A 25,443-nucleotide genomic window follows, 5' to 3' on the forward strand; every position below is an offset into this window, starting at 1 on the left:
GGCGGGGGCCCGGCGCCGGGCCCTGCCCGTCGACGTCTCCGCGAGCCCGTCCGAGCCGGTCGTCTCCTCGCTCGGCGCACCGCTGGAGGAGGCGGTCTGGCTGACGCCGGCGCCGGACGCGCGGGTGCTCCCCGACGGCGACCCGGCCGACGTCGCCGTCGCGCGCGAGTCGGTGCGCCTCGCCTTCGTCGCCGTGCTGCAGCACCTGCCGCCGCGCCAGCGCGCCGTCCTGGTGCTGCGCGAGGTGCTGCGGTGGAGCGCCGAGGAGGTCGCCGACCTCCTGGGCTCGACGACCGCCTCGGTGAACAGCGCCCTGCAGCGTGCCCGCGCGACGCTCGCCGCGCGGCAGCCGCGCCCGGGCAGCCCGCTCGACGCGCTCGACCCGGAGCACGCGGCGCTGCTGCAGCGCTACGTCGCCGCCTTCGAGGCCTACGACATGGAGGCCCTCGCCCGGCTGCTGCACGCCGACGTCGTGCAGTCGATGCCGCCGTACGCGCTGTGGCTGCGGGGGCCGCAGGACGTCGTCGCCTGGCACGTCGGGCCGGGGGCCGCCTGCCGCGGCTCGCGGGTGCTGCCGACGTCGGCCAACGGCTCCCCCGCCCTCGTCCAGTACAAGCCCACGCCGGCGCCGGGGCGGCTGCGCTTCTGGGCGCTGCACCTGCTGCGCGTGCGCGACGGCAGCGTCGTCGAGATCACGAACTTCCTGGACCCGCGGCTGCCCGCGCTCTTCGACGTGCCGGAGACGCTCGACGTCTGAGCCTCCCGGCGTCGAGCCGCCGCCGCGGTCAGGTCGAGGGCCGCAGGGCGTCCGCGTCCTCCTGCTCGCGACGACGCTGGTCCTCGCTCGCCCCGACGAGGGCGCCGAGCAGCCGGCGCAGCCCGGTGACGACGGCGCCGGCCGCCTCGCGCGAGCGGGCGCCGGGCAGGTCCTGCTCGGCCAGCACCTGCGAGAGGTGCTGCACGGCGTGCCGCATCGTCGTCACCTCGTCCGGGCGCGGCCTGCTCTCCTGCGCGAGAGGCCGCACGACGGCGGCGGCGGCGCGCAGCGCCCGCGCCGTCGGCTCGCGCAGCGGCTCGGCGAGGTCGAGCTCGGTGCGCCCGGGCACGTGGACGTCGAGGAGGAGGTCGGTGAGGTCGCTCGTGCGGGTGGCGACGGCGTCGAGGACCAGCGCCTCCCCCCGCTGGCGGTCGACGACGCCGCGCTCGCGGTGCGCCCGGGCGTTCGCGCGCAGGGAGCGCCGGACGTCCAGCCCGCTCGCCCGCACGCTCGCGAGCACCGGGTCGATCGCCTGCGAGCGCGCCCGCCACTGCGAGCTCGTCGGCGGGTCGGCCGAGGTGAGCCCGTCGGCGAGGTCGTCGAGCTGGTCGGCCAGCGTCGTGGCCAGCCGCACCATCGCCCGGGTGCTCTGCGAGAGCGGCACGGTCGGCAGGAGCATCGTCAGGAGGACGGAGACCGCCGCTCCGAGGAGCGTCAGCCCGCTGTACGCGGTCACGTAGACGAGCGGGTCCTGCGTCCCCACCACGAGGACGAAGAGGGCCGCGATGGGCACCCAGCTGCGCTGGTCGCCGAAGACGCGGAAACCGGCGACGAGCACGCCGACACCGACGACGACGGGCACGAGGACGCCCTGCGCCGGCAGCAGGGCCTCGGCACCCAGGGCGAGCACGGCACCGGCGATGACGCCGAGCACGCTGCGCACCGACTCCCCGACGGAGCTGCGGACGCTCGGGTACGCGGCGACGACGGCCCCGAGCGGGGCGTAGTAGGGGTACTGCTCGGCCGCCGGCACGGGGAGCAGCTGCGCGACCTGCCAGGCGATCGTCGCGGCCAGCGCGGCCTTGACCGCCATCTCGAGCCGCGGGAACCGGCCGATCCCCAGCTCACGGGCGACGTGGCGGGGCCGGCGGAGCGTCTCGCCGGCCCTGCGTGCCTGCCCCCGGACGTCCACGACCCCAGGCTGGCAGCGACGACGGCACCCGGCCCGTCCGGGGAGGTCCGGGCCCGCGGGGGGCGGCCCCGCGGTCAGCCGGTGCCGACGACCGGACGTGTCGCCGGTGAGGCCTGGTGCATCTCTTACTGATCGGTCAGTATGGCCGCGTGACGACGACGACGCGCGAGCGGCTCCTGCGGGCGGGCGCCGACCTCTTCTTCACCCGGGGCATCACGGCGACGGGCGTGGACGCGGTCGTGCGGGCCTCGGGCGTCTCGAAGCCGACCCTCTACGCCCACTTCCCGTCCAAGCGGGACCTCGTGGCCGGGGTGCTCGAGGCGCGGTGGCACGACCGCCGGGCCGAGCTCGAGGCCTGGCTGCGCTCCCGGCCGGCGGGGGACGGCCCCGTCGCCCTCCTCGACTGGCTCGCGGGGTGGTACGCGGCGGACGAGCGCCGCGGTTGCGCCTTCCTCAACGCCGCGGCCGAGCTGGTGGCACCGGAGGACGAGACGGCGCGTGCCGTGGTCCGGGCCGAGAAGCGCTGGGTGCGCGAGGTCGCCACCCGCCTGGCGGAGCAGGCAGGCCTCGCCGACCCTGCCGTCGTCGGGTCGCAGGTGGCTCTGCTCGTGGACGGTGTCGCGGGTCGGGTGCTCGTCGAGGGCCCCGGCGCCGCGGTCGACGCGCTGGAGGACGCCCGGGCGGCGGCCTCGCTCGTCGTCGCCGCCGCGCGGGTGACGCCGTGAGGGCCCTGCGCGTGGGCCTGCGCGACCGCCTGGACCGGCCGGTGCCGCGGGCCGCCCGGCTCCTGCTGGGCCTCGTGCTCTTCGCCCTCGGGCTGGCCGTGCTGGTCCGCGCCGACCTCGGGCTCGACCCGTGGACGGTGCTGAGCGACGGCCTCCGCCGGGTCACGGGCCTGACGCTCGGGCAGCTGACGCTCGTGACCTCGTTCGTGCTGCTGCTGCTGTGGTTCCCGCTGCGGGAGCGACCGGGCGCCGGGACGCTGGCCAACGCCGTCGTCGTGGGCCCCGTCCTGGACCTCGGGCTCCTCGTGCTGCCACCCGTGGAGCCCCTCGCGCTGCGCGGCGGGATGCTCGTCGGGGCCGTCCTGCTCGTCGCCGCGGGGACGGGGCTCTACGTGGGCGCCGGCTGGGGGCCGGGACCCCGGGACGGGATCATGACGGGGCTCGCCCGCCGCGGGGTGCCGCTGCCGCTCGCCCGCGCCGGCATCGAGCTCACCGTCCTCGCCGTGGGGTGGTCGCTCGGCGGGTCGGTCGGCCTGGGCACGGTCGTCTTCGCCCTCTCCATCGGCCCCCTCGTCGGTCTGGCGCTGCCGCGGCTCGCCCTCGACCCGCCCCCCGGTGCCGCGCCCGGCCGCCCGCCGGGGCGGCGCCGTCGGTGGCGGCGCCTACCGTCCGGCTGAGCCGGGCGACCGGCAGCGACCGACCGGCCGCGGTCGCCGGAGGAGGGGGTGCGGATGGCGACGCGGTCACCCCTGCGTCCCCCCGCGATGGGCCACCTCGCGTGCGTTCGGGACGGGCGGGGCCACGTCGTCGACCTGTCCGGCTGCCGCTGGGTGGACCCGGCGCACCTCGTCGGCGTGGCCGCCGTCGCCGCGCGGCACGCAGGTGCGGGCACCCGGCTGCGCGTCGTCGGCCCGTCGCAGCCGGAGCAGCGGCGCTACGCCGCCCGGATGCACCTCGGGCGGGTGCTCGACGACCTCGGCGTCGCGCACGACCTCGTCGACGTCGTCCCGGAGCTGGAGCGCACCCAGGACCTGCTGGAGGTGCGCCGCGTCGTCTCCGAGGCCGACGCCGTCGCCCTCGCCCGCCTCGTCCACGCCCGGACGGCCACGGGCGACCCCGTGGCGGCGGAGGCGCTCTTCACGGGGGTGGCCGAGCTCGCGGCCAACGTGGCCGACCACGCCCGGGCGGAGGGCTACGTCGCGGCGCAGGTGCTGCCCGCCGCCGGGTGCGTCCGGTTCGCCGTCGCCGACGGCGGCCTCGGGCTGCGCCGCACGCTCGCCGTCCGCGGCGCCCGGGGGTCGCGGCACGCGCTGCACCTGGCCCTCGACGGCACGAGCCGTCTCGACGACCCCACGCGCGGCATGGGCCTCGTCACCGTGGCGCAGGAGGTCGGACGCCTGCGCGGCTCGCTGTTCCTCGCGTCGGGGACGGCGGCCGTGCGTTCCTCCTCGGGCCGCCCCGGGGCGCGCCTGGTGCGCGCCGACAGCGCCCTGCGCTCGCCCTTCGCGGGCACGCTCGTCGAGGCGGTCGTCGGCGTCCGCGGCGTCCCGCCCGCGGAGCGCGTACCGTGATCACGACGTCGCGGGCGCGCACCGGGCACGGGGCCCGGTCCTCGGAGCGGCCACCAGGCCGGGGCGCGCGGCGCGGACGGCGGGAGGTCCTGCGGTGATCATCGAGCTGCCCAGCATGGTGGCCGGCCGTCGCATGGCCGACGCCCTCGTGGACCTCCTCGACGGCGACCTCGCCGGCGCGGTCGTCGTCCTGGACTGCCGCCACCTCGTGACCGGCAGCCCCTCGTTCGCGGCCCAGGTCGTCGGCCGTGTGCTGGGCGCCGGCGCCGCCGAGCTCCGCGTCGAGGCCGCGCCCGAGGCCTTCCGTGCGCACCTGCGCGAGGCGGCGGACCGCCTCGGCGCCCGCCCGCGACTGGTCGAGGACGCCGGGACGCCGGCGACCGCCTGACCGCGGCGCTCTCAGCCCTGCGGTACCGCCCCGTCGGCGCTCGTCGCCGTCCGTCCCCGCCGGCGCTCCCGGGGGCTCCGGTCGTCCAGCGCCCGCGCGACGGCGAGGTTCATGGCCGACCACGCCTGCTGTTCGTCCCGCGTGGTCACGTCCTCGTCGCCGAGGAAGGCGTACCGGGCGCTGCGCTGCCACGCGCGGACCGCCGCCACCACGTCCGTCGTCGCGACCCGGGCGAGCCGGACGTCGAGGCGCCCGTCCGCCTCGGCCTGCACGGCCTCGGCGTCGCCGGGCGTCCTCAGCACGACGTGGCTCGAGGGCGTCGCGGCGAGGGCCGCGGCCTCGATCGCCCCGCCGGTGGCCCGCAGCGCCGAGCGGACGACGAGCGCGGCGTCCTGGACGTCGAGCAGGGCCTCCCGCTCCCGGGCGTAGGCCCGCTGGTGCCGCTCGCGCCGCGCCGTCGCCAGCTGCGCCACGACGACGCCGACGACCGCCGCCGCCGCCGTGATGACGGCGCCGACGAGCGCCAGGGACCCCTGCCCCACGCCGCACCCCCCGCCGCTCTCCGGGCCGGACCGCTCTCCGTCCCGGACCGCTCTCCGTCCCGGACCGCCCTCCGTGCCGGCTCGGGCCCATGGTGGCCCCGGGGGCCGACATCCCGGGCGGGGCGCGCTCAGCGCCGCACGGGCTCGAGCACGTCGAGGCCGACGAAGGGGCGCAGCGCGGCGGGGACGACGACGGAGCCGTCGGCCTGCTGGTGGTTCTCCAGGATCGCGACGAGCCAGCGGGTCGTCGCCAGCGTGCCGTTGAGGGTCGCGACCGGCGTCGTCGAGCCGTCGGCCGTGCGCTCGCGGATGCCGAGGCGCCGCGCCTGGAAGGTCGTGCACGACGACGTCGACGTCAGCTCGCGGTAGCGGCCCTGCGTCGGCACCCACGCCTCGCAGTCGTACTTGCGCGCCGCGCTCGTGCCGAGGTCGCCGGCCGCGACGTCGATGACGCGGTAGGGCACCTCGACGGCGTCGAGGACCTCCCGCTCCCAGGCCAGCAGCCGCTGGTGCTCGGCCGCGGCGTCGTCCGCGTGGACGTAGCTGAACATCTCGACCTTGGTGAACTGGTGCACCCGGATGATGCCGCGGGTGTCCTTGCCGTGGCTGCCCGCCTCGCGGCGGTAGCACGTCGACCACCCGGCGTAGCGCCGCGGTCCGGCCGACAGGTCGAGGATCTCGTCCGCGTGCAGGCCGGCCAGCGGGACCTCCGAGGTGCCGACGAGGTACAGGTCGTCCGCCTCGAGCTTGTACACCTCCTCGGCGTGGGCCCCGAGGAAGCCGGTGCCGCCCATCATCTGCGGCGTCACGAGCGTCGGCGGCACGACGGGGACGAAGCCCCAGGCGACCGCACGGCTCATCGCGTACTGCATGAGACCCAGCTCCAGGCGCGCGCCGGCCCCGGTGAGGAACGAGAAGCGCGCCCCCGAGACCTTGGCCCCGCGGCCCATGTCGATCGCCCCGAGGAGCTCGCCCAGCTCCAGGTGGTCCTTGGGCTCGACCCCCTCCGCCGCGAGGTCTCGCGGGCGCCCGACCTCCTCGAGGAGGACGAAGTCGTCCTCGCCCCCGGGCGGGACGCCGTCCGCGACGAGGTTGGGGATGCCACCGAGCAGCCGGTCCACCTCGGCCTCGGCGTCGGCGGCCTCGGCCTGCAGGGCCTTGACGCGCGCCGACAGGTCCTTGGCCCCGGTGACGAGCGCCTGCTTCTCCTCGCCCCGGGCCTGCGCCACCCGCTTGCCGTGCGCCTTCTGCTCGGCCCGGGCGGCCTCGAAGCCCGACAACGCGGTGCGGCGACGCCCGTCGGCGGCCAGGACGGCGTCGACGACGCCCTCGTCCTCGCCCCGCAGCCTCTGGCTCGCGCGGACGGCGTCGGGCGAGTCGCGGAGGGCGCGCAGGTCGATCACGCCGCGGAGGCTACCGGCGACGGGCGCCCCCGCCCGGGCCGTGAGGACCCCGGTGGGCGGCCCGGCGCGCCCGGGCGGGACTCCGCGACTGCCGAGCGGGGCCGCCACCACTACCGTCCAGCCATGATCTCCGCCGTCGCCCCCGTCGACCACGGGACGGGCCGGCTCCCGCTCGACAGCGCCGAGCTGGGTCTCGTCGGTCTCGCGCTGCTCGTGGTGATCCTGGTCGTGACCCTCCTGGCGAGGCCGAAGGGACGGCCGCCCATCCCGGTGGTCCGCCGGGACGCCGGCGTCGGGGTGCGCCGTCCCGACGAGGACTACCGGCACGTCCCCGGCGAGCTGGCGTCCGCGGCGCCGCGGGTCGTCGTCGTCGTCCAGCCGGTCAAGTACCCCGAGGGGTCCCCCGCCCGCCGGGCCGTGGAGCGGACGCTCTCCGAGCAGGGCTGGCCGCCGCCCCGCTGGGTCGAGACGAGCGAGGAGGACCCGGGGGTCGGCCAGGCGCGCCGCGCCGCCGAGGGCGACCCCGAGGTCGTCATGGTCCTCGGCGGCGACGGCACCGTGCGCGCCGTCGGGGCGGGCCTGGCCGGCACCGGCGTGCCGATGGGCCTGCTGCCGGGGGGCACGGGCAACCTGTTCGCCCGCCAGCTCAAGATGGAGCTCGGGGACGTCGCGGCGGCGACGCGGGACGTGCTGGGCGGCAAGGACAAGCGGGTCGACGTCGGCCGGGTCCGCATCGACGGCGGCGAGGAGAAGGTGTTCCTCGTCATGGCCGGCCTCGGCTTCGACGCCGAGATGATGGCCGGGGCCCCGGCCGCCATCAAGGACCGCGTCGGGCCGCTCGCCTACGTCGTCTCGGGGCTGCGCCGCCTCAAGGGCCGCAGCATCCCCGTGTCCATCTCCGTCGACGGGGAGCCGCCCGTGGGCAGCCGGGTGCGCATGGCCGTCGTCGGCAACTGCGGCACGCTCATCGGCGGCATCGTCCTCATCCCGGACGCCGAGGTCGACGACGGCCACCTCGACGTCCTCACGCTCTCCCCGAACGGCCTGCTGGACTGGCTGCGCGTCGGGATCAACCTCCTCCTGCGCCGCCGCCGCGAGGACCAGCAGATCTCCGAGCGCCGCGTCCAGGAGGTCGTCATGCGCTGCGACGAGCCGCAGCAGGCGCAGATGGACGGCGACGTGATCGGCGAGGTGCGCGAGCTGCGGATGCGGGTGGACCCCGGCGTGCTCGTCATCCGGGTGCCCGGGGGCCGCGTGCCCCGCCGCGCCGAGCGGCTCGCGGACGCGCTGCGGGGGCGCTGACGCCCGAGCCCGCCGACCGTCAGGTCGCCAGGCGGCACCAGACGGTCTTGCCCGTGCCCGTGCCCGTGCCCGTGCCCGTGCCCGTGCCCGTGCCCGACCCCGTGGACGGGTCCGGGCCCTGGGCGCGGACGCCCCAGGCCGTGGACAGCCTCTCGACGAGGGCCAGCCCGCGGCCGCCCAGCGCGTCGGCGTCGGCGTCCCGGACGACGGGTGCCCCGGCCCCGGCGTCGCTCACCTCCAGGACCAGGGCGTCGGCCCGCCCGGTCGCGGTCGGCGCGGGGAGGGACGTGCGCTCCACCGCGACCCGGACCGGCGGACGGCCGTGCTGGTAGGCGTTCGCCACGAGCTCGCTCGTGACGAGCTCGAGGACGTCGAGGACGTCCTCGTCGACGCCCTGCTCGGCGCAGCGGCTCAGCACCCAGTGCCGGGCCCGCGGCACCTCGGCGGCGTCGTCGTCCAGCGCGAGGACGGGCACGGGACCTCCTGGGCGGCGGCGACGCATCACTACGTCCAGCGACGGTAGTGCACCGAGCGTGACGACGGCGTCGTCCGCGCGACGTCAGGCGGAGAGCCGGAGGCGCCGAGCGGTCCGCACCGCGGCGTCCTGCACCGCCAGCCGCGTCATCGCCGCGCGCGGGGCACTCGCCATGAGCGCCAGCTCCTCGCGGACCGAGGTGCTGCCGTCGAGGAAGCGCAGCACCCGGTCCGTCGGGTTCCGCGCGAAGAGCCGCGCGAAGAAGTCCGGGCCGTCGAGCGCGCCCGAGGCGAGCCCGCGCAGGAGCAGGGCGTCCATCCAGCGGTGCCGTCGCGGGTACGCCCGGGGCAGCAGGGGGTCCTCGCCCGCGAGCAGCGCCCGGGCGACCGCCGCCCCCTGTCGCTGCAGCGCCGAGAACGTGTAACCGGTCGAGGCCCGCGTGGCCCCTCCGGCCGTCCCGAGCCTCCGGACGCGGCGCCCCGCCACCGGCGAGCGGACGTCGTCGGCCATGGGGATGACGCCCTGCTCGACGTGGTCGACGCCGACCACGTCGACCCCGGCCCCGCCCCGCTGCCCCGCCGGGCGCAGCCCGAGCAGCCGGCGGTAGGCGGCGAGGCCGGCGGCGTACCCGGCGTCGTCGAGCACCGCCGGCGAGAACTCCGTGTACTCCACGAGCGCCGTCCGCCCGTCCAGCGGCAGGCAGTACCCGAAGGACAGGCCCACGTCCGGCTGCGGCGTCCGCACGTCCATGAGCACCGGCAGCGACGGGTCGAACGGTGGCGGCGCCGCCGGGTCGGTGCGGACGAGCTCGCCGCGGAAGTGCTGCAGCAGCGCGGTCCTCGCCGGCCGCAGGGGCGGGGCCGGGCGGCTGTCGAGGACCCAGGCCGCGTCGAGGTCACCCGCCGGGGTCCGCACGAGCGCGCGGTGCGGGCCGTCCTCGACCCTCGACGCCGCGGGGCGGCGCACCACCTCCAGGCGGCCGGCGTGCTGCGCGGCGCGGACGCGGTCGTCGACGAGCGCGTAGAGGTCCTCGCCCCGCAGCATGCGGTAGCGCAGGGGGGCGACGTCGAGGGCGAGGTCGACGCCGTGCGCCATCACCCGGACCGAGGCCCAGCTGCGCGCCAGCGCCGGGGCCGGCGCGCACGCCGCCTCCCAGAAGCACCACGTGCGGTCCCGTGGCCGGGAGCCGTCCGGGCCGGGAGCGAGGCGCTCGACGTCGTCGACGAGCGCGACGCGCAGCGCGGCGGCCCGGGGGGCGCCCGCCAGCAGCCGCAGGGCCAGGTGGTGCAGCGTGACGAGCCCGGCGCCCCCGGCGCCGACGAGCGCCACGTCGACCCGCTCCGCCGCCACGGCGTCATCCTGGTCCCTCGCCGACGGCGCCGCGTCGACGGGCGCGGTCCGCGAGCGCCGGCCTCGTCATCCCGCGCAGACGAGGCCCCGCGCCAGCGCGTCGCCGTTCGCGCGCATGGCCGTGAGGTAGTCCGGCTCGACCGACGCCTCCAGCGGGGAGAGGACGGACGTGGCGACGCCCGCCTCGTCGGCCAGCGTCTGCGCGACCCCCGTGCTGGTGACCTCGTCGAAGAAGACCGTGCGCACCCCGGCCTCGCGCACCTGCTCGGTGACGTCCCGCAGCCGGGCGGGCGTCGGCTCCACGTGCGGGTCGACGCCGGTGAGGGCGACCTGCTCGAGCCCGTACCGGTCGGCGAGGTACCCGAAGGCCTGGTGCGCGGTCACGAGCACGGCCCCCCGGCACGGCGCCAGCCGCGCCGCCAGGTCCTCGTCGAGCGCCTCCAGCTCGCCGACGAGCTCGTCGGCCCGGCGCTCGTAGCCGTCCGCGCCCGCGGGGTCGGCCTCGGCGAGACCCGCCGCCACGGCGTCCGCCGCCTCGGCGAGGAGCACCGGGTCGAGCCAGACGTGCGGGTCCTCCGCCCGGGCGCCCTCGACCTCCAGGACGTCGACGGACGGGCCCTCCCGCAGGGCGACGGCCTCGTCCACGGACGGCGACAGGGCCCGCACGTGCACGGCGAGGTCGGCGTCCACCACCCGGGCGACCCGGTCACCGGTCAGCTCGGCGGCGTGCGCGTCCGCCCCCGGGGGCGTCACCCCCGTCGCGTCCACGCCCTCGCCGCCCACGCGCTCGACCACCTCGAGCACGGCCGGCGGCGAGGCCACGACGTCGAGGCGCCCGTCGTCGGCGACCGCGGCCGAGGACGTCCCGTCCCCGCACCCGGCCGGCGCCGTGACCGCCAGCGCCAGGACGGCGGGGGCCGCCCGTCGTCGCAGCAGGTCTCTCATCGGGAGGACTCCCCGACGGCCCCGTCCTCGTGCCCGTGCCCGTCCTCGTGCTCGTGCCCGTCACCCGCGGGGGCGTGGCCGTCCTCGCCCTCGGGCTCGGCGGCCTCCTGCGTCACCGCGCCCGTGGCGACGGCCATCTCGTCCGGCACCTCGTCGAGGGTCACCGACGCGAAGACCTCGCCGGTCTCGACGTCGACGGCGTGCACCTGCCGGGTGGCGGGCTCGCTCACGTAGGCGGTGCCCTCGTGCACGCGCAGGGCCGGGCGCGGCTCCTGCCACTCCTGCGGCTCCGTCCACGGCTCGACCACCGGGACCGAGCGCCGCAGCTCGCCCGAGGTCGGGTCGACGACGTGCAGGGCGCCGTCCGTGCCGAGGACGAGCGCCTCGCCCTCCTCGCCGCGGCCGAGCGACCGGAACGTGTAGGAGGAGGGCAGGTCGACGAGCCGCATCTGCGCCGTGGCCGTGTCGGTCAGGGAGATCGTCCGCGTGGCCTCGGGCACCTCGGGCTCGGGGACCCGCTTGTAGTCGCCGAGGACGACGGTCGAGGCCTCGCTGCCGGCCTGGTTGCCGACGCGGCCGTAGGCGTCGGGTGCCTGGACCTTGGTGAGCGTGCCGCCGTCGACGACCACCACGCCGTCCTCGCAGCCGACGACCGCCCGCTCCTGCGCGGCGGTCGCCTCGCCGTGCACGCCCGGGCACGCGTCGGTGCGGGCGAGCTCCTCGCCGTCGGCCCCCCGCAGCACGACGGTCGAGCGGGCGTCCTCGGTCCCCTCCGTGGACACCAGGCGCCCGTCCGACATCTCCACGGCGACGCCGTGGTGGGCGGCGGGCGCCTCGACGACCCGGGCCTGCGGGTCCTCCTCCGCGACCGCGCCCGCGGCGAGGACGGTGGCGACGCCGGTGCCGTCGTCGAACAGGGCGGTCCGGCCCGCGTGCACGACGACGTGCCCCGGCTCCTCGGCGGGGTGGACGACGTCCGTCATCACGGGGTCCGAGGTCCAGTGGTGGCGGTGGTCCCCGTGCGGCTCGGCCCAGGTGCCGGCGTCCAGCACCCCGAAGCCACCGGTCGTGGAGACGAGGACGTGGCGCCCGTCCCCGGCGGCGTTCAGGCGGGCGTACCCCGGGAGCTCGAGGTCGCCGACGGGCTCGAGCGTGGTCGCGTCGAGGACGACCGCGCCGTGGCCCTGCTGGGTGACGACCAGGCGCGGCGTCTCCGTGGCCACCTCGGTGGCCGGGGCGGTGGTCGGCGACGCGCTCGTCGCCGGTGAGGGCGTCCCTGCGCCCCCAGGTCCTGCGCTCCCGGAGCCGGCGCTCTCGGGGCCCGATGTGCCGCAGCCGACCAGGACGACGAGCGGGAGTGCGAGAGCCGCTGCGCCGCAGCGACTCAGACGTCGAGAGGTGGTCGACGGCGGGCGGGGCACGGAGGTGGTCCGGAGACCGGTCGTGGTCCCGGTGGTGGATGCGGTGGTGGTCCCGGTGGTGGTCCCGGTGGTGGTCGTAGTCGTGGTGGTCATGGCGGGCGACCGTAGTAGCAAGTGGGAACGGTTATCAACTACGGTCATCGCCATGGACGATCGCCGCCCCCACGCCTGCCCCGAGCCCGCAGCAGGCCCTCCGGTCCCGCGGCGACCCGCGACGACGCAGAGCACCGGAGCACCGGGCCCGGCCGGGACGGCGGCGCTCGCCGACGTCCCCCTGCGCTGGGTCGTCGTCGCCCCGGACGAGGTCGGCGTGCTGCACCGTCTCGCCCGGGTGGTCCGGGGCACCCCGGGCGGCGTCCTCGTGCGGCTGGACGCCGTCCCGGCGGGCGCCACGGGCGCGCAGGTCGGCGTCTCGCCGTGCGCCTGCTGCGGCGGCGCGCCGACCGACCTCGTCTGGTTCGGCGGGATGGGCGCGCACGACGTCGGCGTCGTCGCCGCCTGGATCGCCTCCGGCTCGGTGCGCGTGCCCGCCGAGCTGTCCCCGCGCGTCGTCGCCGTCACCGGCCCCGGCCGGGGCGCGGCGGCCCGCGCGTCCTGAGCCCTGCCGCCGGCCGCGGCCCGGCCCCGTCCCCCACCCGTCCGCACCCGCAGCCGCCCCGGCCGCGGGCGCGGGAGGGCGCGCGCCTACCGTCCGCGGGTGCAGCCGCCGCAGGACGACCCGGGCGTCGAGCCCGTCTCCGCGCGGGCCCCCGCGCTGCGCGGCCCCGTGCTCATGGGCCAGGCGTGGGTCGACCTCGCCTTCCTGCACTGGGCCGTCCCGCCGGAGCGGGTACAGCCCTGGATGCCGCCGGGCGTCCGCCCCGACGTCGTCGTCGGGGCCGACGGCCGGGCCCGCACCTACGTCGCCCTCGTGCCGTTCCGGATGGTCGGGGCGGGCCTCGGGAACGGCCCGGCGGTGCCGTGGCTCGGCACCTTCTGGGAGACGAACGTCCGCCTCTACTCGGTGGACGCGACGGGACGCCGCGGCGTCGTGTTCTGCAGCCTCGACGCCAGCCGGCTCGCCGTCGTCCTGGGCGCCCGCGCCGCCTTCTCGTTGCCCTACCGCTGGGCGCGGATGCGCGGGGCCGAGCGCGTGCGCGACGGCGCCCGCGAGCTCGCGTGGACGGCGCGCACCCGCTGGCCGGGCCCGCGCGGGCTCAGCAGCCGGGTCGCCGTCCGCGTCGGGGAGCCGATCGCGGACGACGCGCCGGACGCCGGGCTGGCCGCCTTCCTCACCGCCCGGTGGGGGCTGCACACGGCGTACCTGCGCCGGACCTGGTACGTCCCCAACGAGCACGGCGCGTGGCCGCTGCGCCGCGCCGAGGTCCTCGCGCTGGACGACGGGCTGCTCGGTGCGGCCGGCTTCGGCGACCTCGCGCAGCGGCCGCCGGACCACGTGGCCTTCGCCGAGCGCGTCGGTGTCCGCTTCGGCCTGCCGGGCAGCGCCCGGCGCCCGCGCCGCGGCTGACGGGGCCGCCGTCCCCTCGGCGGCGAGGCCGGCGCCGACGGTCGCCCGCGGTCAGCCGGGGGCGACCTCGTGGGCCACCTCGACGCGCAGGGCGTCGAGCATCGCCGCCGCCGCGGGCGAGGGGTCGGCCCGGCCGGAACGGTGGACGACCGAGATGACGCGCGCGCCGGCGTCGATGGAGCCGGCCGTCGCCCGGGCGCCGGGGTGCGGCAGGTAGGCGAGCGCCAGCTCGGTGACGACGGCGGCACCGAGGCCGGCGCCGACCAGGGCGAGCATCGCCGACGCCTCCAGGCAGACGTGCTGCACGTGCGGCGAGCGGCCCCCGGCGGCCGCGAGGCGGCCGAGCACGACCCGGCCGGCCTGCCCCTCGGGCGAGGCGACCCACGGTCGTCCGAGGAGCTCAGCGAGCTCGTCGGGCGGCTGCCACGCCGCCGGGACGACGACGCGGTAGGCGTCGTGCATGAGGTCCTCGACGGCGAGCCCGGGTCGCTGCGGGGGGTCGTCGCCGAGCGCGCGCTCGACGAGCAGGAGGTCGAGGCGCCCGGCCCGCAGCGCGCGGAGCCCGGACGTCTCGTCGACCTCGACCACCTCGGGGACGACCCCGGAGCCCGCGAGCGCGAGGGCGCCGACCGCCGGGGCCACGAGCCGGCGCAGCACCGTCGCGAAGCCCCCGACGCGCACGGGCCCCGAGGCGCCCCCGCGGTGGGCGGCGGTCTCGCGCTCCGCGGCCGCGAGGGCGTCGGCGACCTCCTCGGCGCGGTCGGCGAGCGCGTGCCCGGCGCTGGTCAGCTCGAGGCTCCGCCCACCCCCACGACGGGACCGGTCGACGAGCGCGACCCCCGCCTCCTGCTCCAGACGGGTGACGGCCTGGGACACGGCGGAGGGCGTGAGCCGCAGCGCCCGGGCGGCCGGGAGGACGCCGCCGGCGCGGCGCACGGCGCGCAGGACGAGCAGCCGGCGCGGGTCGAGGCTCATGAAGCGCTACTTCATCACAGGTCGACCACCAGTGATTTCCGTTGAAGGCCGTCCGTGCCGACACTTCTCGGGTGGCACAGCACCTGCACCTCGCGCTCACCCTCGCCGGCTACCTCGGCGGGCTCCTCGTCCTCGTCGGCTACGGCCTCACCAGCACCGGCCGCCTCGCCGCCTCCTCCCCCGCGGCGCAGGCGGTCAACACCCTCGGCGCCGCCCTCATGCTCGCCAACGGCGTCCTCCTCGCGGCCTGGGCCTCCGTCGGCGTCAACGCCGCGTGGATCGGCATCGGCCTCCTCACCCTGCTGCGCACCCGCGCCGCCCGCCGCGGGCCGCGGGGCCCGGTCGAGGAGCTCCCCGCCGGCGCCGTCCCGACGCAGCCGGCCGGGACGGTCGACCACGACGGCGCCGGCAACCGGGCCGACGGCTGGGCCGAGGACTGGGACGTCGCGGCCGGGCAGCTCGCCGACGCCCCCACCCCGGCGCCGGAGGACGACCACGACTCCGCGGACGCCGCGGACGAGCCCGCCGCCTCGTGGCCGGCGACCGCCCCGCTCCCCGTCCTCGACGCCTCCGGTCGCCCGCTGCGCTGAGGCGACGGGCCCGTCCGGACCGGCCCTGACGCGCTCAGGAGAGGGCGTCCTCCAGCGGCAGCAGCGGGAGGTCGTGCGCCTGCGCGACACCGGCGTTCGCGACGGACCCCGCGTGCGTCGTCAGGCCGCCGGCGAGGGCGGCGTCGCGGCGCATCGCGTCCTGCCACCCGGCGTCAGCGAGCTCGACGACGTACGGGAGCGTGACGTTCGTCAGCGCGTAGGTGGACGTGTGCGGCACCGCGCCCGGCATGTTGGCGACGCAGTAGAAGACGCTGCCGTGCACCGCGAACGTGGGGTCGTCGTGCGTGGTGGCCCGGGTGCCCTCGAAGCAGCCGCCCTGGTCGACCGCGATGTCGACGAGGACGCTGCCGGGGCGCATCCGGGCGACGAGGTCGTCGGTGACGAGCTTGGGCGCCCGGGCGCCCGGCACCAGCACGGCGCCGACGACGAGGTCCGCGGACAGCACCGCCCGCTCCAGCTCGAGCGGGTTGGAGGCGACGGTGCGCAGCCGGCCGGCGTAGAGCTCGTCGAGGTGCCGGAGCTTAGTGATGTCGCGGTCGAGCAGCGTCACCTCCGCGCCTATGCCGACGGCGACCCGGGCCGCCGCCGCCCCCGAGACCCCGCCGCCGATCACGACGACGTCGGCGGGGCGCACGCCGGGGACCCCGCCCATGAGGACGCCGCGCCCGCCCTGGCTGCTCATCAGGGTGTACGCGCCGACCTGCGGCGCCAGCCGGCCCGCGACCTCGCTCATCGGCGCCAGCAGCGGCAGCGACCGGTCGGGCAGCTGCACGGTCTCGTAGGCGACGGACGTCGCCCGGCTCGCGACGAGGGCCTCCGTCAGCGGCCGGTCGGCGGCCAGGTGCAGGTAGGCGAAGAGCAGCAGGTCCTCGCGCAGGAACCGGTGCTCGGACGGCACCGGCTCCTTGACCTTGAGCACGAGCTCGGCGCCCCAGGCGTCGGCGGCGGTCGGCACCACCCGGGCGCCCGCCTCTGCGTAGGCGTCGTCCGGGACGGACGAGCCCTCGCCCGCGCCGGCCTCGACGAGCACCTCGTGCCCGCGGCCGACGAGCTCGTGGGCGCCGCTCGGCGTCAGGGCGACGCGCTGCTCACGGTTCTTGACCTCGCGGGGGACCCCTACCTGCACGGCCCGCTCCCCTCCTCGTGCCCGGCTCCGGGGCCGGGGGCCCGCACCCGGGCCTCGTGCCCGGGTGCCCCGGGCGGCGTCGCGGTCGGCAGTGACCGCTGGGGCTCATGGTGGCACCATGTTCGCCGTCCGGCCGCTCGGCCGTTCGAAGTCATCAGGAGACGCGGCATGACCGAAGGACGTTCGGCCGACCGACGACGAGGCGGCCCGGTGGCGAACGCGGTTCGGGACCACCTCGACGACGTCGACGCCGAGGTGGTGCGCCACCTGCTCGCCGACGCCCGGACCCCGAACAACGCCGTCGCCCGCGCCGTCGGCGTCGCCCCGTCGACGGCGCTCGCGCGGACGGCCGCCCTGCGCGAGCGCGGCGTCCTCGTGGGCGCCCGCGCGCAGGTGGACCCGGCGCGCGTCGGCCTGGGTCTGCGGGCCCTCGTCTCCGTCCGGCTCGGGACGCACGACGCCGCCGACATGCAGGCCTTCGTGGCGCGGCTGTCGTCGCTCCCCGGGGTCGTCGACGTCTTCTTCCTCGCCGGTCGCGACGACTACCTCGTGCACCTGCTCGCCCCGTCCTCGGACGCGCTGCGCGAGCTCGTGCTCGAGCACCTGTCGAGCCACCCGCTCGTGCAGCACACCGAGACGTCGCTCGTCTTCGAGCACCGACCGGGCACCGACCTGCTCGGTCTCGGCGCCGCGCCCCCGCCGGGGACGCCCCGCTAGGGCGCGCTCAGGCGCCGGAGCTCTCCCGCACGACGAGGTGGTGGGGTGCGACGCGCTCGCGCGGCGGCAGGTCGGGGTCGGCCAGCCGCGAGACGAGGAGCTCGAGGGCGTCGCGGGCGACGCTGGCGCGGTCGATCGCGACCGTCGTGAGGCTCGGTGCGCTGTAGGCGCTCTCGGCGACGTCGTCGACGCCGACCACCGCGACGTCCTCGGGGACGCGGACGCCGGCCCCGCGCAGCCCCTGCAGCAGCCCGAGCGCGAGGACGTCGTTCATCGCGAGGACGCCGTCGACGTCGGCGCGCCCGGCGCGCAGGTCGTCGGCGAGGGCGGCGCCGGCGGCGGCGCCGTCCTCGCGCGTCCAGTCGGGCACGCGCAGCAGCAGGCCGTCGTCCGGCGCGAGACCCGCGCCGGTCAGCGCCGCGCGGTAGCCCTGCAGCCGTTGGGCGGCGGTGTCGTGCAGCACCGGCTTGACCCCGAGCAGCGCGACGCGCCGGCGCCCCCGCGCGAGGAGGTGCCCGGCGCCGAGCGCGGCGACGGCGACGCTGTCGATGCCCACGCGGTCGACGGGGACCCCCGCGGCGTGCTCGCCGACGAGGACGGTCGGCATGTCGGGGACGGCGACCAGCTCGGCCGCCGACATCTCCAGCGGGGAGAGCACGAGCCCGTCGGCGAAGCGCAGGGGCAGGCCCGCGGCCACCTCGCGCTCGCGCTCGACGTCGCCGTCGGTCTGCTCGACGACCACGGTCAGCCCGTGCGAGCGCGCCGCCCGCACCAGCCGGCTCGCCAGGTCCCCGAAGTAGGGCATGTCGATCGCGGGGACGGCCAGCGCGACGACGCCCGTGCGGCCCTGGCGCAGGTGCCGACCGGCCGCCTGCGGCCGGTAGCCGAGCGCCTCGACCTGCTTTAGCACACGCTCGCGCGTGCCGGGGCGCACGTGCGCGTAGCCGCCCACGACGTTCGACACCGTCTTCGGCGAGACCCCCGCGGCCAGCGCGACGTCGCGCACCGTGGGTCGCCGCGTCGCCATGCCGCGGATCATGCCGGACGCCCCGCCCACCCGTCCGCGGCCGCCGGGGGCGGGAGCGGCGGCGCCCGGCCGTGACGTCCGTCACGCCACGGGCCCTTGACACCGCTCGGAGCGCTCCTGCAAGGTCTGCCCGCCAGTACATCGTTGTAATGAGCCGAGGGAGCCTCGATGGCGAGCACCCGACCCCCGCGCGGCCGCGCGCGACCTCCGCTGCCCGCAGGGCACGACCTCAGCCGCCGCGCGCTCCTGCGCGGGGCCGCCGCCGGAGCCGGCGCCCTCGGCGCGGCGTCGCTCGCGGGGTGCGGCGGCGTCGCGCCCGGCGGGGGCGGCACGCCGCTCGCCTACTGGAACTTCTTCACCGGCGGCGACGGGGGCCGCATGGTCGAGCTCATCGACGCCTACCGCGACGAGGCCCCGCGCGTCGACGTCACCGCGACGACGCTGGAGTGGGGCTCGCCGTACTACACGAAGCTCGCGATGGCCGTGGAGGGCGGTCGCGGGCCCGACCTGGCGACGCTGCACGCCTCGCGGCTGGAGACCTTCGGCCCCAACCTCGTGGACTCCTGGGACCTCGCGGAGCTCGAGGCGCGCGGCGTCACCCTCGACCAGTTCCCGGAGCCGGCGCTGGAGCGGGTGACCCTCGACGGCGAGCTCAAGGCGCTGCCGCTCGACACCCACCCGCTGGTGCTCTTCTACAACACCCGGATCTGCGAGGAGGCGGGGCTGCTCGCGCCGGACGGCTCGCTGGCCCCGCTCGACAGCGCCGAGGCCTTCCTCGACGCCGGGGCGCGCGCCGCCGAGGTGACCGGCGTCAACGGCGTCGCCTACGGCACGAACGACGCGCTGGCCTCCTTCATGCTCTTCTGGTCGCTGTTCACGCAGCTCGGCGGCGAGATGTCGTTCCCCGACGGCGGACCGGTCGAGGTCACCCGCGACGCGATGGTCGGCGCGATGGACTTCATCGCCACCATGTGCGACGGCACCGTCGCCTCCCGCACGCAGGACGGCGCCGGCGCGCCCGCCGCCTTCGCCAGCGAGCAGGCGGGCTTCCTGCTCATCGGGCCGTGGGAGGTCGTCACCGCCGAGACCGCCGGCATCCCGTTCTCGATGACGCAGTTCCCCGCCCTCTTCGGCGACACGCCCTACTGCCGGGCGGACAGCCACAGCCTCGTGCTGCCGACGCAGGCGAGCACCGACCCGGCGGTCCGCGGGGTCGCCTACGACATGGCGGTCTCCCTGCTGAAGAACAGCCTGGTCTGGGCGCAGGGCGGGCACATCCCGGCGCTGTCCTCCGTGGCCGAGAGCCCCGAGTACCTGGCGCTCGACCCGCAGTCCAACTACCGCGGCGCCGCCGACGTGGCGGCGTTCGACCCGGCCGTCTACTTCGCCGGGTCGGGCTCGACGTTCATGTCCCGTGCCGGCCAGTCGCTGCAGGGCGTGGGCACGGGCGTGCTGACGCCGGAGCAGGGCGCCGACGACCTCATCGGCTGGATGGACGACCAGCTGGCCCTCGGGAGCCCCCTGTGAGCGCCGTCGGGAGCGCGGCGCAGACCACCGTCCCGGCGCCGGCAGCGGAGGTCGACGGCGACGCCCCCGGCCGTCGCCGCACGAGGTCTTCCCTGACCTCCATCCGGGGCGGGTTCTGGTTCGTGCTGCCCTTCGTCGTCGTCTACGCCCTCTTCACGCTCGTCCCCATCGTCTACGGGCTCTTCCTCAGCTTCTTCGACACGAGCCTCGTCGGCGAGAGCTCGAGCTTCGTCGGGCTGGACAACTACGTCCGGCTCCTCGGCGACGGCGAGGTCTGGCGCACCCTCGGCATCACGCTGCTGTTCACCGTGCTCAGCACGGTGCCGCTCGTCGCCGTCTCGCTCGTCATGGCGCTGCTCGTGCACACCGGCACGCGCGGCCAGTGGTTCTGGCGCTTCGCCTACTTCGCGCCCTTCCTGCTGCCCGTCGCCACCGTGACCCTCATCTGGCAGTGGCTGTTCCAGGGCGACTTCGGGCTGCTCAACGGCCTGCTCGGGCGGCTCGGGCTCCCTGCCGTCGGGTGGCTGTCCGACCCGGCCGTCGGCCTGTGGTCCGTCGTCATCCTCACCGTCTGGTGGACGGTCGGGTTCAACTTCCTGCTCTACCTCGCCGCCCTGCAGGCGATCCCCCAGACCGTCTACGAGGCGGCGGCCATCGACGGGGCCGGCGGGTGGCGGCGGCTGCTGTCGATCACCCTGCCGCTGCTCAAGGTGACGACGGGGCTGGTGCTGACCCTGCAGGTGCTCGCCTCGCTGAAGCTCTTCGACCAGGCCTACATCCTCTACGTCGGCAGCGGCGGCCCCGGCGGCTCGGCGGCCCCGATCCTCCAGTACGTCTACGACACCGGGTTCGTGAACTACCGGCTGGGCTACGCCTCCGCCATCTCCTACATGTTCTTCGCCCTCATCATCGTCGTCTCCCTGGCCCAGGCCTGGATCAGCAGCAGGAGGAGGGCCTGATGGCCGCCGCCACGACCGCCGGGGTGGACGTCGCCCGCACCGGCCGCGAGCCCGCCCGTCGCCGACGGGTGCATGGCGAGGTGCCCCGCGCCCAGCGCGCGTCGCTCGTCAGCAGGACGGCCGTCGCCACGGCCCTCACCGTCCTCGCCGCCCTGTGGCTGACCCCGCTGCTGTGGGCGCTGCTCACCTCGTTCAAGGCGGAGGCGGACACGACCACCGTGCCGCTGGAGGTGGTGCCGGACGCCGGCTTCACCGCCGAGGCCTACACGCGGGTGCTGAGCAACGACAACATCCTCACCTGGTTCGCCAACAGCACGATCGTGACGGTCGTCGTCACCGTCCTGACCCTGGCGCTGTCGACCACCGCGGCGTACGGCTTCTCCCGCACCCGGTTCCGCGGCCGCAACGTCCTGTTCGCGCTGACGATCGCGGGCATCATGGTGCCGCCGCAGATCCTCGTCGTGCCGCTGTACCAGCAGGTCACGGCCATGGGACTGGCGGACACCTACGCCGGGATCATCCTCCCGCAGCTCGTGGTGCCCGCCATGGTGTTCATCCTCAAGAAGTTCTTCGACGGCATCCCCCCCGAGCTCGAGGAGGCGGCCCGGGTCGACGGCGCCAGCGCCTTCCGGATCTTCTGGCAGGTGGTCATGCCGCTGTCGCGGTCCATCGTCGCGGCGGTCGGGATCTTCGTCTTCATCGGGGCCTGGAACAACTTCCTGTGGCCCTTCATCATCATCAGCGACCCGGACCTCATGACGCTGCCGGTCGGCCTCGTGCAGGTGCGCTCCAGCTTCGGCATCCAGTACGCGCAGGTGATGGCATCGGCGCTGCTCGCCGGGCTCCCGCTCATCATCATCTTCATGCTCTTCCAGCGGCAGATCGTGCGCGGCGTCGCCACGACCGGCCTCGGTGGCACCTGAGCCCGCCGGCCGCCGCGCTCCCCGCTGCACCCCGACCCGACCAGCACCCCCACCGGAAGGACCTCCGTGCCCCACGCACGCCTGACCATCGACCCCGAGTTCACCGTCGGGCCGGTACCCCGCCGGCTCTTCGGCTCCTTCGCGGAGCACATGGGGCGCTGCATCTACACCGGCATCTTCGAGCCCGACCACCCGACCGCGGACGAGGACGGGCTGCGGGGGGACGTGCTGGAGCTCGTGCGCCAGGTCGGCCCCACGGTCGTGCGGTACCCGGGCGGCAACTTCGTCTCCGGCTACGACTGGGAGGACGGCGTCGGCCCCCGCGAGGAGCGGCCGCGCCGGCTCGACCGGGCCTGGCGGACGGTCGAGACCAACCAGTTCGGCCTCGACGAGTTCGCGACCTGGGCGCAGAAGGCCGGCACCGAGGTGATGATGGCGGTCAACCTCGGCACCCGCGGGATGCAGGAGGCCTGCGACCTCCTCGAGTACGCCAACCACCCCTCCGGCACGCGGCTGTCGGACCTGCGTCGCTCCCACGGCCGGCAGGACCCGTACGGCATCACGCTGTGGTGCCTCGGCAACGAGATGGACGGCCCGTGGCAGACGGGCCACAAGACGGCGCACGAGTACGCCCGCCTGGCCGCCGAGACCGCGCGGGCGATGCGGACGGTCGACCCGTCGGTCGAGCTCGTCGCCTGCGGCAGCTCCGGGCGCGGCATGGCGACCTTCGGCGAGTGGGAGCGCGTCGTCCTCGAGGAGACCTACGAGGACGTCGACATGATCTCGGCCCACGCCTACTACGAGGAGGCGCAGACCGGCGAGGACACCGTCGGGGACTTCCTCGCGTCGGCGAAGGACATGGACGCCTTCATCGAGGAGGTCGTCGCCACCGCCGACGCCGTGCGCGCCCGCGGGCGGCACCGCAAGCACGTCGGCATCAGCTTCGACGAGTGGAACGTCTGGTACCAGACGCCGTGGCGGGACAGCGACCGCGCCAACGCCCGCACCGCGTGGGACGTCGCGCCCCGCGTCATCGAGGACGAGTACTCGGTGACGGACGCCGTCGTCGTCGGCACGCTGCTCAACTCGCTGCTGCGGCACGGAGACCGGGTCACGGTCGGCGCGCAGGCGCAGCTCGTCAACGTCATCGGCCTGCTGCGCAGCGAGGAGGGCGGGCCGGCGTGGAAGCAGACGATCGCCCACCCCTTCGAGCAGATGAGGCACCGCGCGACGGGGGCGATCCTCGACGTCCGCACCCGCGGCGACCAGGTCTCCACGGCGAGGTTCGACGACGTCGACCTCGTCGACGCGGCGGCGACCTGGGACGAGGAGTCCGGCGTCCTCAGCCTGTTCCTCGCCAACCGCTCCGAGCACGAGGCGGGCGACGTCGAGGTGCCGCTGCGGGCCTTCGTGGGCGAGATGCGCGTGGCCGAGGCCCTCGTCCTGGCCGCCGGCGAGGGCCAGGACCGGCACACGACGAACACGCAGGCCGCGCCGGACGCCGTGGGCATGCGCCCGCTCGAGGGCGTCGTCGTCCAGGACGCCACCGCGCGGGTGACGCTGCCGCCGCTGTCCTGGGCCGTCGTCCAGCTCGCCGGCCCGAGGGGCTGAGCCCGGCCCTCGCCGCGCCCCGGGCCGGGGGGCCCCTCCCGACGCTCGCCTCCCCCCGTCCGTCGCCCGCCCTTCCCCGACGTCGTCGCCGACGTCGGGACACGAGGCCCCACCCACCCGAAGTCGTCGCCGACGTCGGGACGCGAGGCCCCACGCGCCCGAAGTCGGCGACGACGTCGAGAGAAGGGGCCCACCTGCCGACGTCGGCGACGGCGTCGGCAGGTGGGCCTCGCACCCGCACCACCGCCGACCGCGTCGACGGGCGTCGAGCCCGCTGGCACGATGCCGCGGTGACCGAGCCCGCTCCCGCTCGGGCCGGGCGGGCGCCCGTCATGACGGACGTCGCCCGGCGCGCCGGCGTGTCGCACCAGACCGTCTCGCGCGTGCTCAACGGGCACCCCAGCGTCCGCCCCGAGACGCTCGAGCGCGTCCGCCGCGCCATCGACGACCTCGGGTACCGGCGCAACCGGACGGCACGGGCGCTCGTCACCCGACGGACGCTGACGATCGGCGTCGTCGCCTCCGGCGCACCGCTGTTCGGCCCGTCGAGCACGCTGCACGGGGTCGAGCGCGCGGCGCACGCGGCGGGCTACGCGACCATCCTGTCGACGACGTCCGACGCCGAGGGACGCGACGGGGTCCTCGCCGGCGTCGCCCGGCTCGCCGACCGGGGCGTCGACGGGCTCGTCGTCACCGCCCCGGTGCACGACCTCCCGGACCTCGCCGACCACCTGCCTCCGGACCTGCCGACCGCCTGCGCAGCGGGCGGCCCCGTCCCCGACCTGCCGTCGGCGTACGTCGACCACCGCGCCGGCGCCCGCGCCGCCGCCGAGCACCTGCTCGGGCTCGGGCACCGGGAGGTGCGCCACGTCGGCGGCCCGCCGGACTGGTGGGAGGCGACCGAGCGCCGCCGTGGGTGGGCGGACGCGCTCGGGGCCGCCGGGCTGGAGCCCGGCCCCGTGCTGCCCGGGGGGTGGGAGGCGGCGCAGGGCTACGAGGCGGGTCTGGCGCTCGCCGACGACGGCGCCGTGACGGCCGTCGTCGCGGCGAACGACCAGCTGGCCCTGGGCCTGCTGCGGGCGCTGCGCGAGCGCGGCGTCGACGTGCCCGGGCGGATGTCGGTGACCGGCTTCGACGACGTCCCCGAGTCCGGCTACTACTCGCCGCCGCTGACGACGGTGCACCAGGACCTCGCCCGCGTCGGCGGCCTCGCCGTCGAGCTGCTCCTGGCGCGGGTGGCAGGGACGACCGCAGGTCCCGACCACCGCGTCGTCACGCCCGAGCTCGTCGTCCGCGCCAGCACCGCCCCGGCCTGACGGGGTCCGGCCGGCCGGCTCAGGACCCGCCGCCGTGGGCGGCGCGCCAGGCGGCGACGACGTCCGGCCGCAGGCGTCCCCGGTCGGAGACCGCCATCCCCTGCGCCAGCGCCCAGGCGCGCACCTCGCGCGTCGACGGCTCGGGGGCGGCCCCCGGCACCGGCACGGCGTCGGCGACGCCGGTCGTCGTCGCGGCCAGGCCCTCCTGCTCGACGAAGGACAGGGCGGCGGCGAGCCACCGGTAGGTCCATTCCTGCGCGATCTTGCGGGTGTCGCAGAACACCACCGGCACCCCCGGGAAGGCGACCTGCACCTCGGCCAACCCGTCGGCGACGACGGCGGGTCGCACGTGGTCCTGGGCGAAGACCTTGGCGTAGGACTCCTCGACGACGAGCGCCGCGCGCGGCAGCGCGGACAGCTCCCCCAGCGCGTACCGCAGCCGCCCGCTCGTCAGGCTCCCGACGAGATCGGTCATGGTCTTGCGCTCGACGGCCGCGACCACGCGCCCGCCGGCGGTGACGGCGTAGTCCCCGCACGCCAGGCCGCGCCGCACGGTGCGCACGGCCGGCTGGTCGGCAAAGGACCAGGCGTAGCGCTCGTGGGCGTCGACGACGACCTCGAGCTCGGCGATCCCCGCGGCCCGCGCCGTCGGCGTCCGTACGTCCGGCCGAGCCTGCTTGCGGGTGCGCGGCGACTGCCAGAACACCATCTGCCGCCCGCGGGCGTGCGTGAACACGATCTGCGAGCGGCTCTCCCGGCCGCGGTCGGCCACGACGTCGATCGCCGCGCCGCGCCGGGTGCACGCCCGCAGCGGGACCCGTTCGACGACGTCGACCTCGTCCGGCGGGGGCCAGGCGTCCGCGGGCAGCGGGTGGCAGTACAGCCCGGCCGTCCGCGGCCACGTGCCCTTCGTCGCGAAGACCAGGCCGTCGCCGACGGGGACGTGCAGCAGGTAGGGCAGGCGGCTGTCCGGGTCGGGGTTCGTCGCGACCACGAGCTCCACGCCGGGCACCGTACGGCGCCGCGGCGCCCCGACGACGACGACGGCGACGACGCCGCGGACGTGGGGGCCC

At 76.9% G+C, this 25,443-nt stretch carries 26 protein-coding genes; 15 read left to right on the forward strand and 11 right to left on the reverse strand.

Features of this window, described 5'->3' with window-relative positions; translation table 11 throughout:
* The coding region (locus WDZ17_RS09620) for an RNA polymerase subunit sigma-70 (protein WP_339574932.1) at nt 1–757 on the forward strand (757 nt) is incomplete at its 5' end.
* A gap of 28 nt (nt 758–785) precedes the next feature.
* Here WDZ17_RS09620 and WDZ17_RS09625 read toward each other — a convergent pair.
* Nucleotides 786–1,949: an FUSC family protein gene (locus WDZ17_RS09625; protein ID WP_339574933.1), complete on the reverse strand. Its 1,164-nt coding sequence runs from the start codon at nt 1,947–1,949 to the stop codon at nt 786–788.
* A gap of 149 nt (nt 1,950–2,098) precedes the next feature.
* On the opposite strand from WDZ17_RS09625, the gene WDZ17_RS09630 reads away from it, so the two are divergent.
* The 4 genes from WDZ17_RS09630 (at nt 2,099) to WDZ17_RS09645 (ending at nt 4,633) form a co-directional block, all read left to right on the forward strand.
* Nucleotides 2,099–2,674, forward strand: coding sequence for a TetR/AcrR family transcriptional regulator (locus tag WDZ17_RS09630; protein WP_339574934.1), 576 nt, complete (start codon nt 2,099–2,101; stop codon nt 2,672–2,674).
* Nucleotides 2,671–3,351, forward strand: a complete 681-nt coding sequence (gene yczE, locus WDZ17_RS09635; RefSeq protein ID WP_339574935.1) for a membrane protein YczE — start codon at nt 2,671–2,673, stop codon at nt 3,349–3,351. The genes WDZ17_RS09630 and yczE overlap by 4 nt, the downstream gene beginning before the upstream one ends.
* A gap of 54 nt (nt 3,352–3,405) precedes the next feature.
* Nucleotides 3,406–4,245 (forward strand): hypothetical protein, encoded by an 840-nt coding sequence (locus tag WDZ17_RS09640; RefSeq protein WP_339574936.1) that lies wholly within the window; start codon nt 3,406–3,408, stop codon nt 4,243–4,245.
* 94 nt (nt 4,246–4,339) lie between these two features.
* Entirely contained in the window at nt 4,340–4,633 is a 294-nt protein-coding gene (locus WDZ17_RS09645) for a hypothetical protein (RefSeq protein ID WP_339574937.1), read from the forward strand.
* 11 nt (nt 4,634–4,644) lie between these two features.
* On the opposite strand, the gene WDZ17_RS09650 is transcribed toward WDZ17_RS09645, so the two are convergent.
* Nucleotides 4,645–5,175 (reverse strand): hypothetical protein, encoded by a 531-nt coding sequence (locus WDZ17_RS09650; protein WP_339574938.1) that lies wholly within the window; start codon nt 5,173–5,175, stop codon nt 4,645–4,647.
* 128 nt (nt 5,176–5,303) lie between these two features.
* Nucleotides 5,304–6,578 (reverse strand): serine--tRNA ligase, encoded by a 1,275-nt coding sequence (gene serS / locus WDZ17_RS09655; RefSeq protein WP_339574939.1) that lies wholly within the window; start codon nt 6,576–6,578, stop codon nt 5,304–5,306.
* A gap of 123 nt (nt 6,579–6,701) precedes the next feature.
* Between serS and WDZ17_RS09660 the strand changes: the two genes are divergently transcribed.
* Nucleotides 6,702–7,880 carry a diacylglycerol/lipid kinase family protein gene (locus WDZ17_RS09660; RefSeq protein ID WP_339574940.1) on the forward strand — a complete coding sequence of 393 codons (1,179 nt, stop codon included), beginning with the start codon at nt 6,702–6,704 and terminating at the stop codon, nt 7,878–7,880.
* Between the two features lie 19 nt (nt 7,881–7,899).
* On the opposite strand, the gene WDZ17_RS09665 is transcribed toward WDZ17_RS09660, so the two are convergent.
* The 4 genes from WDZ17_RS09665 to aztD form a co-directional block, all read right to left on the reverse strand.
* The gene (locus WDZ17_RS09665) at nt 7,900–8,355 is read right to left on the reverse strand and encodes an ATP-binding protein (protein WP_339574941.1); all 456 of its coding nucleotides are present in this window, start codon (nt 8,353–8,355) and stop codon (nt 7,900–7,902) included.
* An 84-nt stretch (nt 8,356–8,439) separates the two neighbouring features.
* A complete protein-coding gene (locus tag WDZ17_RS09670; RefSeq protein WP_339574942.1) occupies nt 8,440–9,705 on the reverse strand; it encodes a lycopene cyclase family protein in 1,266 nt (421 codons plus the stop codon).
* Nucleotides 9,706–9,771: 66 nt separating this feature from the next.
* Nucleotides 9,772–10,650: a metal ABC transporter substrate-binding protein gene (locus WDZ17_RS09675; RefSeq protein ID WP_339574943.1), complete on the reverse strand. Its 879-nt coding sequence runs from the start codon at nt 10,648–10,650 to the stop codon at nt 9,772–9,774.
* Nucleotides 10,647–11,873, reverse strand: coding sequence for a zinc metallochaperone AztD (gene aztD / locus WDZ17_RS09680; RefSeq protein WP_339574944.1), 1,227 nt, complete (start codon nt 11,871–11,873; stop codon nt 10,647–10,649). Before aztD ends, WDZ17_RS09675 begins: the two co-directional genes overlap by 4 nt.
* A 265-nt stretch (nt 11,874–12,138) precedes the next feature.
* Here aztD and WDZ17_RS09685 point away from each other — a divergent pair, with 265 nt between their 5' ends.
* Nucleotides 12,139–12,669: a hypothetical protein gene (locus WDZ17_RS09685; RefSeq protein WP_339574945.1), complete on the forward strand. Its 531-nt coding sequence runs from the start codon at nt 12,139–12,141 to the stop codon at nt 12,667–12,669.
* Nucleotides 12,670–12,843: 174 nt separating this feature from the next.
* Nucleotides 12,844–13,578: a YqjF family protein gene (locus WDZ17_RS09690; RefSeq protein WP_422631935.1), complete on the forward strand. Its 735-nt coding sequence runs from the start codon at nt 12,844–12,846 to the stop codon at nt 13,576–13,578.
* 51 nt (nt 13,579–13,629) lie between these two features.
* Here the strand turns inward: WDZ17_RS09690 and WDZ17_RS09695 are convergent, their stop codons facing one another.
* Entirely contained in the window at nt 13,630–14,553 is a 924-nt protein-coding gene (locus WDZ17_RS09695; RefSeq protein WP_339574947.1) for a LysR family transcriptional regulator, read from the reverse strand.
* A 71-nt stretch (nt 14,554–14,624) separates the two neighbouring features.
* Here WDZ17_RS09695 and WDZ17_RS09700 point away from each other — a divergent pair, with 71 nt between their 5' ends.
* Nucleotides 14,625–15,143: a CBU_0592 family membrane protein gene (locus WDZ17_RS09700; RefSeq protein WP_339574948.1), complete on the forward strand. Its 519-nt coding sequence runs from the start codon at nt 14,625–14,627 to the stop codon at nt 15,141–15,143.
* A 34-nt stretch (nt 15,144–15,177) separates the two neighbouring features.
* Here WDZ17_RS09700 and ald read toward each other — a convergent pair whose 3' ends face one another.
* A complete protein-coding gene (gene ald / locus WDZ17_RS09705; RefSeq protein ID WP_339574949.1) occupies nt 15,178–16,290 on the reverse strand; it encodes an alanine dehydrogenase in 1,113 nt (370 codons plus the stop codon).
* A gap of 168 nt (nt 16,291–16,458) precedes the next feature.
* Between ald and WDZ17_RS09710 the strand changes: the two genes are divergently transcribed.
* Entirely contained in the window at nt 16,459–17,007 is a 549-nt protein-coding gene (locus WDZ17_RS09710; protein ID WP_422631930.1) for an Lrp/AsnC family transcriptional regulator, read from the forward strand.
* Nucleotides 17,008–17,014: 7 nt separating this feature from the next.
* Here the strand turns inward: WDZ17_RS09710 and WDZ17_RS09715 are convergent, their stop codons facing one another.
* Nucleotides 17,015–18,034: a LacI family DNA-binding transcriptional regulator gene (locus WDZ17_RS09715; RefSeq protein WP_339574951.1), complete on the reverse strand. Its 1,020-nt coding sequence runs from the start codon at nt 18,032–18,034 to the stop codon at nt 17,015–17,017.
* 168 nt (nt 18,035–18,202) lie between these two features.
* Between WDZ17_RS09715 and WDZ17_RS09720 the strand changes: the two genes are divergently transcribed.
* From WDZ17_RS09720 to WDZ17_RS09740, 5 genes are all read left to right on the forward strand, one after another.
* Nucleotides 18,203–19,561 carry an extracellular solute-binding protein gene (locus WDZ17_RS09720; RefSeq protein ID WP_339574952.1) on the forward strand — a complete coding sequence of 453 codons (1,359 nt, stop codon included), beginning with the start codon at nt 18,203–18,205 and terminating at the stop codon, nt 19,559–19,561.
* Nucleotides 19,558–20,520, forward strand: coding sequence for a carbohydrate ABC transporter permease (locus WDZ17_RS09725; protein ID WP_339574953.1), 963 nt, complete (start codon nt 19,558–19,560; stop codon nt 20,518–20,520). The genes WDZ17_RS09720 and WDZ17_RS09725 overlap by 4 nt, the downstream gene beginning before the upstream one ends.
* Complete coding sequence (locus WDZ17_RS09730; RefSeq protein WP_339574954.1) at nt 20,520–21,443, forward strand: carbohydrate ABC transporter permease; 924 nt, start codon at nt 20,520–20,522, stop codon at nt 21,441–21,443. The genes WDZ17_RS09725 and WDZ17_RS09730 overlap by 1 nt, the downstream gene beginning before the upstream one ends.
* A gap of 66 nt (nt 21,444–21,509) precedes the next feature.
* Nucleotides 21,510–23,054, forward strand: coding sequence for an arabinosylfuranosidase ArfA (arfA, locus tag WDZ17_RS09735; protein WP_339574955.1), 1,545 nt, complete (start codon nt 21,510–21,512; stop codon nt 23,052–23,054).
* A gap of 290 nt (nt 23,055–23,344) precedes the next feature.
* Nucleotides 23,345–24,370, forward strand: a complete 1,026-nt coding sequence (locus tag WDZ17_RS09740) for a LacI family DNA-binding transcriptional regulator (protein WP_339574956.1) — start codon at nt 23,345–23,347, stop codon at nt 24,368–24,370.
* A gap of 19 nt (nt 24,371–24,389) precedes the next feature.
* On the opposite strand, the gene WDZ17_RS09745 is transcribed toward WDZ17_RS09740, so the two are convergent.
* Entirely contained in the window at nt 24,390–25,373 is a 984-nt protein-coding gene (locus WDZ17_RS09745; protein WP_422631936.1) for an ERCC4 domain-containing protein, read from the reverse strand.
* Nucleotides 25,374–25,443: the final 70 nt, after the last annotated feature.

Source organism: Pseudokineococcus basanitobsidens (assembly GCF_037482545.1).
Taxonomy (GTDB): Bacteria; Actinomycetota; Actinomycetes; order Actinomycetales; family Quadrisphaeraceae; genus Pseudokineococcus; species Pseudokineococcus basanitobsidens.

Bases quoted from the DNA above. Each gene is read 5' to 3' on its own strand.
- WDZ17_RS09640 (WP_339574936.1), top strand. From the start codon at position 3,406: ATGGCGACGCGGTCACCCCTGCGTCCCCCCGCGATGGGCCACCTCGCG.
- WDZ17_RS09660 (WP_339574940.1), top strand. From the start codon at position 6,702: ATGATCTCCGCCGTCGCCCCCGTCGACCACGGGACGGGCCGGCTCCCG.
- WDZ17_RS09675 (WP_339574943.1), bottom strand. From the start codon at position 10,650: ATGAGAGACCTGCTGCGACGACGGGCGGCCCCCGCCGTCCTGGCGCTG.
- WDZ17_RS09690 (WP_422631935.1), top strand. From the start codon at position 12,844: ATGGGCCAGGCGTGGGTCGACCTCGCCTTCCTGCACTGGGCCGTCCCG.
- WDZ17_RS09695 (WP_339574947.1), bottom strand. From the start codon at position 14,553: ATGAGCCTCGACCCGCGCCGGCTGCTCGTCCTGCGCGCCGTGCGCCGC.
- WDZ17_RS09710 (WP_422631930.1), top strand. From the start codon at position 16,459: ATGACCGAAGGACGTTCGGCCGACCGACGACGAGGCGGCCCGGTGGCG.
- WDZ17_RS09715 (WP_339574951.1), bottom strand. From the start codon at position 18,034: ATGGCGACGCGGCGACCCACGGTGCGCGACGTCGCGCTGGCCGCGGGG.
- WDZ17_RS09720 (WP_339574952.1), top strand. From the start codon at position 18,203: ATGGCGAGCACCCGACCCCCGCGCGGCCGCGCGCGACCTCCGCTGCCC.
- WDZ17_RS09730 (WP_339574954.1), top strand. From the start codon at position 20,520: ATGGCCGCCGCCACGACCGCCGGGGTGGACGTCGCCCGCACCGGCCGC.